Raw genomic sequence first — 12052 nt, 5'->3', positions numbered from 1 at the left:
AACTTTGTAAAAGTATAAATTTATGAAAATTAAAGGGCTCTTTTTTCTTTGTATTGTAATGATTTGTAGCATTTCGCTACGGGCTCAGGATCCTGCCACGCCAATATTCCCTAAATTGGGTAAAAACGATACAATAAGAGTAGCCTCAACAAATGATAATGGTGTAATGATTCCGTGGATGCAGCTTAATGATGTATCTATTTATGCCGCAAGGATATGGAAATCGCCGGCAGAACAGGCTGCGTACAACCGATTACGGTATAACGTATTAAAAGTAATGCCATATGCAATGTTTGCAAAACGTAGATACGAACAGTTGGAGCAGGATATTGCCCGTACACCAGAAAAAAAGGAACAGAAACAACTGGTTAAACAATGCGATAAAGAAATTAAAGATATGTTTAACCGCGAAATAAAGGAGTTAACGATTACTCAAGGTCAGATTTTAACGAAACTGATCGACCGCGAGGTGGGTAGAACAACATACGACATTATAAAGCAGACCAAGGGTGGTTTTGCTGCATTTTCTTATCAGATTGTTGCCCGTGTGGTAGGACATAATTTAAAAAGCACTTACGATCCGAACGAGGATAGGGATATAGAATCTATTATCCGTACTTCAGGATTTTATCAATAAAATATAATGCAGGAACGCATTCCGAATATTTATTCGTTTAAGGTTAAGAAAATTAATGGTGAAGAACAGCCATTATCAGCCTACCGGAACAAAGTTGTTTTAATTGTAAATACAGCATCAGCGTGTGGTTTTACGCCACAATTAAAAGAGCTACAACAACTTAAAGACGAGATTAATAGCCCTGATTTTGAAATTCTGGGCTTCCCCACCAATGATTTTGGAAAACAGGAGCCACTAAACGGTTCTGATATCTCATCTTTTTGCGAGATTAACCATGGTGTGAAATTTCCGGTTTTTGATAAGATTATGGTTAGAGGACCGCATGCCCACCCACTTTATCAGTTTTTGAGCGATAAGAAACAAAATTCAAAATTGAGTTCGAAACCCCGTTGGAACTTTCATAAATACATCGTGAACAAAAATGGCGAGTTGATAGATTATTTTTTGCCATTCACCAAGCCATTGAGTTCGAAAATTAAAAAGAAAATTCAGCAGTTGCTGAATCAAAATTCCCAATAGATTAAACAATGAAATTAGATATTTTAGTTATAGCCGTGCATCCCGATGATGCCGAGCTTTGCTGTTCAGGTACCATTTTAAAACATATTGCCCTTGGTAAAAAAGTCGGGATTGTAGATTTAACCCGTGGCGAACTGGGTACACGGGGTACAGCAGAAACGAGAGATGAAGAAGCAGTGGCCTCTGCTAAAATTTTAGGTTTACATGTCCGTGAAAATTTAAGGTTGAGGGATGGCTTTTTTCAGAATGATGAATTTCACCGTTTGGAAGTAATTAAAGCCATTAGGAAATACCAGCCAGAAATTATTTTAAGCAATGCGCTGGAAGACCGCCATCCTGATCACGGAAGGGCAGGCGACCTCGTTTACGATTCGGTTTTTTTATCGGGATTGCCAAAAATAGAAACATCAATTGATGGGGTTAAGCAAGAAGCACATCGCCCAAGATTGTTATTGCAATTCATTCAAGATAGGTATTTAAAGCCTGATATTATCGTAGATATATCTGATCATATGGATAAGAAAATTGAATCTATCAAGGCTTTTAAAACACAGTTTTATAATCCTGATGTAGATGGATTGCAGACTTATATTTCATCTCCCGAGTTTTTTGAAAGTGTAATCGGCCGTGCAAGAGAATTCGGAAAGAGCATCGGCGCCACTTTTGGCGAAGGTTTTACCTCGAGAAAATTGCTAGGCGTTGATAATTTATTTGATTTGAGGTAGTCGTTTAGGTAGTCGCCATTTTCTCCCGTTTTAATCAATAAATTTTTTAGTAATTGAAATAAAAAAGGCAAGCCTATTCGGTTTGCCTTTTTAGTTTTTAAAAACAAATGATTATTTACTGGCGTCAAGATTACCCTTTATTTCACCGGCTTTGAAAGCAGCTTGAGTTTTAAGCTCATCAACTTTATCCGCAGCTTTGTCTGCCAAATCGCTAGCTTTATCTTTCAGATTTTCGCCGGTAGCCTCTACATTTCCCTTGGCTTCGCCGGCCGCAAATGCGCTTTTTGTTTTTAGCTCATCATACTTGTCTTCGGCCTTGTCTTTTAACTCTTCGGCTTTGTCTTTTACATTTTCCCATGTATCCTCTGCCTTGTCCTTAACATCTTCCCAAGCATCTTCTGCTTTATCTTTTAATTCGTTTAATTTATTTTTTGCTTTATCGAAGAAACTTTGTTCTTGGTCCTGATTTTGATTTTCTATGCTCATAGTTAATTAATTTTTTCAAAATAACAATTTAGATCAGACTTAGTTTTAAATTTTTGCGGGTACCCTGCTTTTGTTAAAACCTTTAGCCCAAAGACAACAAAACCACGGCTTATTTGTTATTCATAAAACGAATAATAATGGCGAATATATTCTCATCTCTCAAAAACGCGTACAATCTTTTTAAACATGTAGATTTCGATAAACTGGAAACTTTATCGAAGAAAGTTGATTTACCCAAAATGGTCGAAACCATATCGAACCTGGATGATAAACAGATCCAGGGCATGATGAAAATGATGGGCGGATCGGGTAAAAAGAAAGAATTGCCACCCATTGAAGGTGATTTTTACCATTTAGGAGATGAAGCCTTAAAAGATGAAGACCGTGAACTTCAGTTAAAAGTTCGTGCTTTTTTAGAAAAAGAAGTAAAACCCATCGTAAATCATTACTGGAATAAAGCAGAATTCCCTTTCGAAATTATCCCAAAACTAGCTGAACTGAATATCTGTGGTTTAACCTATAAAGGTTATGGCTGTCCGGGTAAATCGAATTTGATGGAAGGGATTTTGGCGATGGAAATGGCTAGGATTGATACCTCGATTTCTACTTTTTTTGGTGTACAGAGTGGCTTGGCCATGGGGTCGATCTATTTATGTGGATCGGAAGAACAAAAACAGCAATGGTTACCACTGATGCAGCAATTTAAAATTATTGGTGCATTTGGACTAACCGAACCTGAAGTGGGCTCGGCTGCTGCTGGAGGACTAACGACAACATGCAAAAAAATAAATGGTAAATGGGTGTTAAATGGCCAGAAAAAATGGATCGGTAACGCCACTTTTGCAGATATTTTAATTATTTGGGCACGCGATGAGGAAAGTGCAGAAGTGAAAGGGTTTATTGTAAAAAAAGATAATCCGGGTTTTGCCGTAGAGAAAATGCAGGATAAAATGGCTTTACGGATTGTGCAGAATGGAATTATTACCTTAACCAATTGTGAGGTAGAAGAGGCTGATCGTTTGCAAAATGCAAACTCATTTAAAGACACTGCTAAAGTACTGCAAATGACAAGGGCAGGGGTTGCCTGGCAGGCTGTAGGCTGTGCCCGTGGTGCTTATGAAAATGCTTTGGAGTATACCCGTAACCGAAAACAGTTTGGTAAACCCATTGCATCTTTTCAATTGATTCAAAATCACCTGGTAGAGATGTTATCGAATTTAACGGCTATGCAAACGCTGTGTTTTAGGTTATCACAATTGCAGGATCAGGGCTTGTTAAAGGATGAACATGCCTCTTTGGCCAAGGTCTTTTGTTCGTTACGTACACGTGATGTAGTGAGTAAAGCCCGGGAGGTAATGGGTGGAAACGGTATTTTACTAGAATATAATGTGGCCCGTTTTGTAGCCGATGCTGAGGCGATTTATTCTTACGAGGGTACAAAAGAAATTAATACACTGATTGTTGGTCGAGCTATTACAGGATTTTCGGCTTTTGTTTAATCTTTCCTGTTCGTAGAGTTAAGCGCAGCGTCTCTAAGAATTGGCTAATGGTAATGAGTTTTCAAACTCAATGACGAAATAACGAGTCGGAGACTCTTTACCATGCAATAATCCGTAGAGCCTTTGAGAACTCTACAGGCAGACTCTAATTTTTAGGGTTAGGAAACATCCTGTTCGTAGAGTTAAGCGTCGCGTCTCTACGAATTGGCCAATAATATTGAGTTTCAAACTCGATGGCAAAAAACGAGTCAGAGACTCTTTTCCATGCGATAATCCGTAGAGTCCTTCGGAACTCTACGGACAGACTCTGTATATAGTAGAGTTAAGCGTAGCGTCTCTGCGAATTGGCCAATAATATTGAGTTTCAAACTCGATGGCAAAAAAACGAGTCAGAGACTCTTTTCCATACGATAATCCGTAGAGCCCTTCGGAACTCTACGGACAAGACTCTGTATATAACATCCTGTTCGTAGAGTTAAGCGCAGCGTCTCTAAGAATTGGCTAATGGTAATGAGTTTTCAAACTTGATGGCAAAAAAATGAGTCAGAGACTCTTTTCCATGCGATAATCCGTAGAGTCCTTCGGAACTCTACGGACAGATTAAAAGAATTGAAAATGCCAAAAAACACAGGACGCTCCATTTCCAAATCAATAAGGATTAAATCTTTTGGGCAATTAACTTCTGCAATTTTATCCCATGTTAATAAGGATGTTTATTAAACGCCACGTGGCTCATGGCACTTTTTTCGTACAAGGCAATGCAGGCCTTGTTAAAAGCCGGATCAAAATTTACTTCTCCTGGCTGTAATGTTTTTGGAATATTTTCACCCTGCATGAAGAAATAAACTTTTGTATTGCCGTATTTGGTATGGGGCATTAAATTGCCATAATCTTCCATTTCTTTCCATACCGAATCTTTAACCGTTACGATGTAAATCCGTTGTACCGGACCGGTATTGTTTGCATTTCTATACCTGGCAATTTCTTTAAAACCGGCTTTCATATCCTCCATCGCAGGTTGATCAAAAACATCTTTAACCATGAAAAAGATCAATGCTAAAACCCCTGCAACCATGAAATAAACCAACAGTTTTCTATTCATGCCTACAATAAAGGCAATATTTTTTCCATAACCGTCAAGCCTTCGTCAATATGTTTTTGCTCAATGCAAAGTGCCGGGCGAAAACGTATGGTTTTCTCGCCGCAACCTAAAAACATCACATTGTTTTCCAATCCTTTTCCAATAAATGCGTTGCGCATTTCTTTTGTAGGGAAATCAAAAGAACACAATAAGCCTCTTCCGCGCACATTTGTCATTTGATCAAACTTATTCGATATGTTTTCTAACTGATCTCTTAAATACGTACCTACTTTTGCCGCATTTTCGCACAAGTTATCTTCCTCTACAATTTGTAAAATCTGTGTAGACCGAACCATGTCAACCAAATTGCCTCCCCATGTTGAGTTAATCCGGCTTGGTACTTTAAATACATTGGTTTCAATTTCATCTACTTTATTGCCAACAAGGATACCGCAAACCTGCATTTTTTTACCAAAGGCTATAATGTCTGGCCGGGCCTTTTCACTAAAATGCTGATGGCACCAGAATTTTCCTGTTAAACCAACACCGGTTTGTACTTCATCGTAAATTAAAAAGGCGTCATTTTCATCGGCTAAGGTTTTAAGCTGGATTAAAAAATCTTCACGTAAATGGTTATCTCCACCTTCAGATTGGATTGGCTCCACAATTATTGCACAGATATCGTCTTTATTATCAGCAAAGGCTTTTTTGATCTGGGCTAAAGATATTTCCTCGGTTTGAATGGCCTGACTTAAATTATTTCCTGAAAGTGGAAATTTAACTTCTGGAACAGCCACCCTTGGCCAATCGAACTTGGCAAACCATTTTGTTTTATCAGGCAGCGTATTGGTTAAACTTAAAGTATAACCCGTTCTGCCATGAAAAGCCCTCTCGAAGTGTAAAACCTTAAAGCCTTTTTCTTCAGTATACCCTTTTGCAAAGTTTTTCTGCACTTTCCAGTCCATGGCAACCTTAATCGCGTTTTCTACTGCCAAGGCACCGCCAGCAATAAAAAAAGCATGTGGCAGGTAATTAGGAATACCAACTTTAGAAAATGTTTCAACAAACTGTGCATACTGCTGGGTGTAAACATCAGAGTTTGATGGATTAGCTAATGCAGCGAGGAGAAGATTTTTTTTAAACGCTTCATCGTTGATCATTTTAGGGTGGTTATAGCCTAAAGGAACGGAAGCAAAACAAGTGAAAAAATCGAGTAAAGTTCTGTTGTGTTTGGCATCGTAAATGTAAGCGCCATGACTTTTTTCCATATCATAAGTCAGGTCGAAACCATCGGCCAAAATGTGTTTACTTAACGATTCGTTAACGCGATCTGCAGGTACTGTTAGTTGATACATAAACTTGGATTTGGTATATTCCAAATTTAGGTAAATGTGCCTAAAATCAAAATTTAAGCACTTTTTGCGCACTTTACATAAAAAATAGGTTTAAACTGTTTAAAGTATGATTATGGACAAAATTGGGTTTTGGACTTCACAGATGTGGAAAACTTTTTTGCTGAAATTCCAGCGAAAAGTTTTTTAGATAGCCCTTTTTTAGTGGTCTATATAGGCTCGGTTGCCTTGTCGCGGATTGTAAAGGGGTCAATTGACAGCGGTTTATTTAACCCCTGCAATACGATCTTATTGTTGATAGGTTCTGTAGTTTTTCTAAGAGGGGATTGGGACTGCATTCCTTGTTAAGTAATTCGTGCTAAAGATAATCTTATCCAGTATGTTGATATCAAACTAGGCAGAAAAGTCTTTTTATTCAGCAATTAGCTTAGTAGCAATGTTCTTTTTGTTTACCTAATATTGAAAGTTGTCGATAATCTCGCTAAGGAAATTGGTAACGTTGTTGTATGTGAAATAAACCTTAAATTTTTGATGTTCGGTTTTCCGGCGAAAACTTTTTTGATTGCCCTGATTCTGTAAAATATATCCTTCCTTTTCAATCATTTTACTTTTAGAATGTAGCCTAGGCCATATACGTTTTCTATACTGACATGGTTTGAGGCCTTAAAGAGCCGCCTTAGCCTGGAAATAAAAACTTCAAGGCTTTTTCCATTAAAATAATCGTCATTTCCCCACAGCGCCAATAAAATATCTTTCTTTTTAACTACCTGATTAATATTTCCGGCCAAACGGTCTAATACTTCCGATTCTCTAACGGTTAAGGAAACTTCTTTACTGTCGGGCATCTGTAGAAACAGCTGATCTTTTTGGTACCTGATATCGCCTATATTGATAAATCCTGAACTGGATGAAGATTGTACAGTTGGAACGCCTGAAAACTTATTGATGATATTGCCTATCCTAAGTACCAGCTCTTCAATTTCGAATGGCTTCGAAATATAATCTATTGCACCAATCTTGAGACCGCGAAGACGGTCCTGTTTTTCGTTGTGTGCGGTAAGAAAGAAAAATGGTTGGCTGGCGTTGATTTTTACCATTTCTGAGGCCAGGTCAAAGCCGTTCATATCTGGCAACTGTATGTCAATAATAACCAATTTGTTATCAAGGCGGTTTGCGCTATAATATACCAATGCTTCTGAAGCAGTCTTGAACCATAGCACACTAAATCCCCGCAATTTCAGGTATTCCGAAATCACATTACCCAGGTCTATTTCATCTTCAATTATTACGATATCATAAAGCATAAAATTCTTTGGATTAATGATTTGTACTTATTATAGCTTGCTCCTTAGGGATATGCACCAGAAATTCGGTACCGTTTCCAGGTTCTGTTCTCACGCTGATTTCCCAGCCATGAATATCAATACATTGTTTAACGTAATATAAGCCAAGCCCCAAGCCCGAAACCGCATTATCTTTGCCCGCACGGAAAAACTTATCGAATATTTTTTCTTTCATCGTGTCTTCAATTCCTTTCCCGTTATCTTTAATGTGAAGGGTATAACCATCTTTATTGGTGGTGATAAAAAGTACAGTCATTTTTATATTGCTATGATTGTGCTTAAAGGAGTTGTCGAGGATATTTTGTAACATGGTGGTAAATACAAAAGGATCCATCATAATCAGTATTTCCGAACCATGAGGATCAAAAGTAAGGCTGTCTGGAGCCTGAACTTTTATTTTATAGTCGTTAACCAAAGTAAGAATTGCATAGTTAAGGTCTGTTTCTTCCAGATGGACGTTGTTATTGATTTCCGAAATCTCGAGCATCTGGTTAATATGGGAGTGAAGTCGTCGGGCCTGTCTTTCTACAATATTTACGAGTGCGTTTACGCGTATCCTGTCATTAAGCACCTCATCTTCATGCAGGCTTTTGCTTGCTACCAAAATGGTGGTAATGGGGGTGTTAAATTCATGTTTAATACTGTTTAGGAAATCGGATTTAACATCCGTTTCTTTTTTCTGCCGCATCCAGCTGATATAGGTGTAATAATTAATGCCTACGATAATAATGATGCAAAGTGCAACCAATAAAAATGTTGGCAGCATTTGATAGGCAACTTTTAATGTGCGGCCCGGAGGATCGACAAAAAGATTAAAGGTAACTCTGTAATCGTATACCAGTTTGCCGCTAACAGAGAGGTTGGTTACCCTGTTCTGAACGTTAGGATCAGTCAATGTGCCATCAATTATGACGCCAAACGGTGTTTTTTGGTCTGCTTTGAACAACGTATCGGTACTGGTGTCAAATATGGGGATGTTGCCGATATTGGTATCAAAGTTAATCTCTATTGACTGGAAGGTGAGCAAATACTGCAGATTGGAATCTAACCCATTCCTTTTAACGATCGACCGGAAAACACTATCCATTGTGCTTTTCTTTCGCAGGTCTTTTAACAATGTATTGCTAACGCTTTGCGACAGTTTAACAAATTCTTTCCGATTGCTTAGGTAAGCTTGTTTGAGCGCAGGCATATTTATGGAGAGGATCGAGTCGATAATCTTTCCACCATCCTTGTAAACTTTATCTTCCGATATACTGCGCCCATATTCGTCATTAATCAGCGTTTTTTCCTTTAAACTATAATCCCTGTCCCTTAGTACGTAAGAATTATAGGTTAACCTGAGCTGTACCAGAAGCAAAATCAGAAAACTGACCAATACCACTGACTTATATATACGATCTTTCATTTTATCCTTTAAAAATAGCCGTATTATTTCATAAATACCATAACGTTAAGCTTTTGTTAGGTTTCTGTTACGGTTTCGTTCGACAAATTCTTTCGATGTCGGCCGTAGCTTTGAATAATAAAGTTAGATGCTGCCTGTAAATCAGATTTCTATTGATTGATCGAAATTAATAACAAAACAGATCAGTCCCATTTTTTAATTAACTAACACAAATACGTAAACCAAAAAAAACAGAGATGACCTTTAAAAGGATTTTATCATTATTACTTATCGTTTCGGGAACGACATCTATTTACCCGGCAATGGCTCAGCAAAAATCGGCCAATAAACCCTTGCCTGAGCTTCAGCAGGATTTTGTTGACCTTGGTTTGGGCATGTTTATCCATTACGGTATGCCTACTTTTATGGATCAGGACTGGTCTGATCCGGATGCCGATCTTTCATTGTTCCAATCACCAAAACTCGATGCTGATCAATGGGCAAAAGCGGCAAAATCCGCTAACATGACTTATGGTTGTCTTACCACTAAACACCACAGTGGTTTTCCGATCTGGAATACTAAAACTACAGCATATAATGTAATGAATACGCCGCTAAAGCGCGATGTGGTTAAGGAATATGCAGATGCTTTCCGTAAAAACGGATTAAAGGTAATGTTGTATTATTCTATATTGGATACCCACCATGGCATCCGCCCAAACCAGATTACACCAGCGAGCGTTAAAATGATCAAAGATCAGATTACCGAACTGCTCACCAATTATGGTGAGATCACAGCGCTGATTATCGATGGATGGGATGCCCCATGGTCAAGGATTTCTTATGATCAGGTACCTTTTGAAGATATATATTATTTAATCAAGTCATTACAGCCTAACTGTTTGGTAATGGATTTAAATGCAGCGAAATATCCAACACAGGCATTATTTTATACGGATATCAAATCTTACGAACAAGGCGCAGGTCAGTTTATTTCTAAAGAAAACAATAAACTTCCGGCGCTTGCTTGTCTTCCGCTTCAGGCCAACTGGTTCTGGAAAACCTCTTTTCCTTCTACTCCGGTAAAAAATGTACCTGAGCTGGTGAATAAATTTATTGTTCCATACAACGGTGCGTATTGCAATTTTATTCTCAATGTAGCCCCAGGTAAAAACGGTCTTATCGATGATAATGCTTTGGCAGCACTTAAAGAAATGGGCCAGATTTATAAAAAATCTACAGATCTTCCACGTATTCCGGCGCACGCTGCGCCAATCATTTCAAGTAACATTGCGAAGCACGTAAAAAGTAACAGCAGCTGGAGTGATGATATGAATATCATGGACTTTGCCAATGATGATGATTTCGGTTCAAGCTGGTCCTCCAATCACACCGTAAAATCGCCGTGGTATGAGTTAAACTTCGAAAAAGCTGTTCCCTGTAACATGGTGGTACTAACCGCGGGCAATAACCGAAAAGCTACCTACAGTTTACAGTACTATGCAAATGGTAAATGGAATGCATTAGCTGCAAAAAATGAAGGAGAGAAAAAGGTGAGCATTTTTAGGTTCGAGCGCATCTGGTGCGAAAAAATAAAGGTAACCATTACCGACTTCGACAGTCCACCTGCTATTGCTGAACTTGGGGTGTTTAACGAAAGAAAATAAGATGTGTTAGCCGGATCATTTTTGGCCCGGCGAATTCATTAACTGCTCTTGTTTGACAGATATAGGCGGAAATTGACTAGTCCAGGTGATACCAACAAACATTCTTGAAATAATCTAACATAAAAATCAACCAAACCTTCAAAATTTACTGTTAAGGAAAGGCATCTGCCTTATCTGGGAAGTTGGAACATTCAGATGATGGATCGACACCATTTAAGTTAACCTGCCCAGCTTATAAACCCTCCACTACGCGTTGCTCTGGTCGAGATCGCCGATTTTTAGAATCTGTCATTGATAGCCCCTCGAAAAACCTATATAAAAAATACAGGAATTTCGACAGGCTCAATGTGACAGTTTTATAATATTTACGATTTAATAAAGGCTAAAATATCCTTATTAATCGTTTCTGCCTCAGTAGTTGGCATACCATGAGGGAAACCTGGGTAAGAGATCAATTTTCCGTTTGGCAACAGTTTTGCCGCTCTTGGTGCCTGGTTGAAAGGAACAATCTGGTCGTCTTCTCCATGCAATACCAATACCGGAATCTCCACACTTTTTAAGTCTTCGGTAAAATCTGATTCCGAAAATGCTTTAATCCCCTCATAATGTGCCAATACAGAACCCATCATGCCCTGGCGCCACCAGTTGTGTTTTATCCCTTCCTGAACTGTTTTGCCTTCACGGTTCCAACCGTAAAACGCTACCGGGAAATCGTAAAAATATTGAGCCCTGGTAAAACCGGTACCCTGACGGATTTCATCAAATATCGCCAATGGCACGCCTTCCGGATTGCTTTCGTTTTGGATCATAATCGGCGTTACTGCACTAATCAATACTGCTTTTGCAACGCGACCTTTTCCATGTTTTGCAACGTAACGGATCACTTCACCACCTCCGGTTGAGTGGCCAATGTGAATGGCATCTTTCAAATCGAGTGCTGCTGTGAGTTCTGCAATGTCGGCCACATAAGTATCCATATCATTTCCATTGGCACTCTGTCCTGAGCGACCATGTCCACGGCGGTCATGTGCAATTACCCGGTATCCCTGTTTAAGGAAAAACATCATTTGTGTGTCCCAATCATCTCCTGATAAAGGCCATCCATGATGGAAAACGATTGGCTGTCCTGTTCCCCAATCTTTGTAATAAATTTCAGTTCCGTCTTTTACTTTAATCGTACTCATAGCTTTTTTTATTAGATTAATTTTAGTTGTTTAAACAGTTTTTGTGAATTACCTAAAACCAATAATTGATGTTGAGGTGATCACTAAACTGTATGTTATATCTTGTGCTGCCAATATTACAATTTGTGATCCGTTTTGTTAAGTAGTTGGTTTTTAGATGATTGTTCTTCTT

11 protein-coding genes are annotated in these 12052 nt (G+C 38.6%); 5 read left to right on the top strand and 6 right to left on the bottom strand.

Going from position 1 to position 12052, the window contains the following annotated elements:
- Window positions 1-22 precede the first annotated feature (22 nt).
- The 3 genes from H9N25_RS14065 to bshB1 are packed head-to-tail and all read left to right on the top strand — an operon-like array spanning window position 23 to window position 1881.
- A complete protein-coding gene (locus H9N25_RS14065) occupies window positions 23-637 on the top strand; it encodes a DUF4294 domain-containing protein (protein ID WP_190326316.1) in 615 nt (204 codons plus the stop codon).
- 6 nt (window positions 638-643) lie between these two features.
- Window positions 644-1156, top strand: a complete 513-nt coding sequence (locus H9N25_RS14060) for a glutathione peroxidase (RefSeq protein ID WP_190326315.1) — start codon at window positions 644-646, stop codon at window positions 1154-1156.
- Between the two features lie 8 nt (window positions 1157-1164).
- On the top strand, window positions 1165-1881 hold the full coding sequence (bshB1, locus tag H9N25_RS14055) for a bacillithiol biosynthesis deacetylase BshB1 (RefSeq protein WP_167295377.1): 717 nt from the start codon (window positions 1165-1167) through the stop codon (window positions 1879-1881).
- Between the two features lie 111 nt (window positions 1882-1992).
- Here bshB1 and H9N25_RS14050 read toward each other — a convergent pair whose 3' ends face one another.
- Window positions 1993-2367 carry a YtxH domain-containing protein gene (locus H9N25_RS14050; RefSeq protein WP_190326314.1) on the bottom strand — a complete coding sequence of 125 codons (375 nt, stop codon included), beginning with the start codon at window positions 2365-2367 and terminating at the stop codon, window positions 1993-1995.
- Window positions 2368-2504: 137 nt separating this feature from the next.
- Between H9N25_RS14050 and H9N25_RS14045 the strand changes: the two genes are divergently transcribed.
- Window positions 2505-3866 (top strand): acyl-CoA dehydrogenase family protein, encoded by a 1362-nt coding sequence (locus H9N25_RS14045; protein WP_167295375.1) that lies wholly within the window; start codon window positions 2505-2507, stop codon window positions 3864-3866.
- Window positions 3867-4566: 700 nt separating this feature from the next.
- On the opposite strand, the gene H9N25_RS14040 is transcribed toward H9N25_RS14045, so the two are convergent.
- The 4 genes from H9N25_RS14040 to H9N25_RS14025 form a co-directional block, all read right to left on the bottom strand.
- Entirely contained in the window at window positions 4567-4968 is a 402-nt protein-coding gene (locus H9N25_RS14040) for a hypothetical protein (RefSeq protein WP_190326313.1), read from the bottom strand.
- 2 nt (window positions 4969-4970) lie between these two features.
- A complete protein-coding gene (lat, locus tag H9N25_RS14035; protein ID WP_190326312.1) occupies window positions 4971-6302 on the bottom strand; it encodes an L-lysine 6-transaminase in 1332 nt (443 codons plus the stop codon).
- A gap of 596 nt (window positions 6303-6898) precedes the next feature.
- Window positions 6899-7603, bottom strand: a complete 705-nt coding sequence (locus tag H9N25_RS14030; protein WP_167295372.1) for a response regulator transcription factor — start codon at window positions 7601-7603, stop codon at window positions 6899-6901.
- A gap of 13 nt (window positions 7604-7616) precedes the next feature.
- The gene (locus H9N25_RS14025; RefSeq protein WP_190326311.1) at window positions 7617-9050 is read right to left on the bottom strand and encodes a sensor histidine kinase; all 1434 of its coding nucleotides are present in this window, start codon (window positions 9048-9050) and stop codon (window positions 7617-7619) included.
- A gap of 236 nt (window positions 9051-9286) precedes the next feature.
- Here H9N25_RS14025 and H9N25_RS14020 point away from each other — a divergent pair, with 236 nt between their 5' ends.
- Window positions 9287-10696 carry an alpha-L-fucosidase gene (locus tag H9N25_RS14020; RefSeq protein ID WP_167295370.1) on the top strand — a complete coding sequence of 470 codons (1410 nt, stop codon included), beginning with the start codon at window positions 9287-9289 and terminating at the stop codon, window positions 10694-10696.
- Window positions 10697-11061: 365 nt separating this feature from the next.
- Here the strand turns inward: H9N25_RS14020 and H9N25_RS14015 are convergent, their stop codons facing one another.
- On the bottom strand, window positions 11062-11880 hold the full coding sequence (locus H9N25_RS14015; protein WP_190326310.1) for an alpha/beta fold hydrolase: 819 nt from the start codon (window positions 11878-11880) through the stop codon (window positions 11062-11064).
- Window positions 11881-12052: the final 172 nt, after the last annotated feature.

Source organism: Pedobacter riviphilus (genome assembly GCF_014692875.1).
Lineage (GTDB): Bacteria > Bacteroidota > Bacteroidia > Sphingobacteriales > Sphingobacteriaceae > Pedobacter > Pedobacter riviphilus.
This window is presented reverse-complemented; position numbering and strand designations above follow the sequence as displayed.

Bases quoted from the DNA above. Each gene is read 5' to 3' on its own strand.
- bshB1 (WP_167295377.1), top strand. From the start codon at position 1,165: ATGAAATTAGATATTTTAGTTATAGCCGTGCATCCCGATGATGCCGAG.
- H9N25_RS14065 (WP_190326316.1), top strand. From the start codon at position 23: ATGAAAATTAAAGGGCTCTTTTTTCTTTGTATTGTAATGATTTGTAGC.
- H9N25_RS14030 (WP_167295372.1), bottom strand. From the start codon at position 7,603: ATGCTTTATGATATCGTAATAATTGAAGATGAAATAGACCTGGGTAAT.
- lat (WP_190326312.1), bottom strand. From the start codon at position 6,302: ATGTATCAACTAACAGTACCTGCAGATCGCGTTAACGAATCGTTAAGT.
- H9N25_RS14040 (WP_190326313.1), bottom strand. From the start codon at position 4,968: ATGAATAGAAAACTGTTGGTTTATTTCATGGTTGCAGGGGTTTTAGCA.
- H9N25_RS14015 (WP_190326310.1), bottom strand. From the start codon at position 11,880: ATGAGTACGATTAAAGTAAAAGACGGAACTGAAATTTATTACAAAGAT.
- H9N25_RS14060 (WP_190326315.1), top strand. From the start codon at position 644: ATGCAGGAACGCATTCCGAATATTTATTCGTTTAAGGTTAAGAAAATT.
- H9N25_RS14025 (WP_190326311.1), bottom strand. From the start codon at position 9,050: ATGAAAGATCGTATATATAAGTCAGTGGTATTGGTCAGTTTTCTGATT.
- H9N25_RS14020 (WP_167295370.1), top strand. From the start codon at position 9,287: ATGACCTTTAAAAGGATTTTATCATTATTACTTATCGTTTCGGGAACG.
- H9N25_RS14045 (WP_167295375.1), top strand. From the start codon at position 2,505: ATGGCGAATATATTCTCATCTCTCAAAAACGCGTACAATCTTTTTAAA.
- H9N25_RS14050 (WP_190326314.1), bottom strand. From the start codon at position 2,367: ATGAGCATAGAAAATCAAAATCAGGACCAAGAACAAAGTTTCTTCGAT.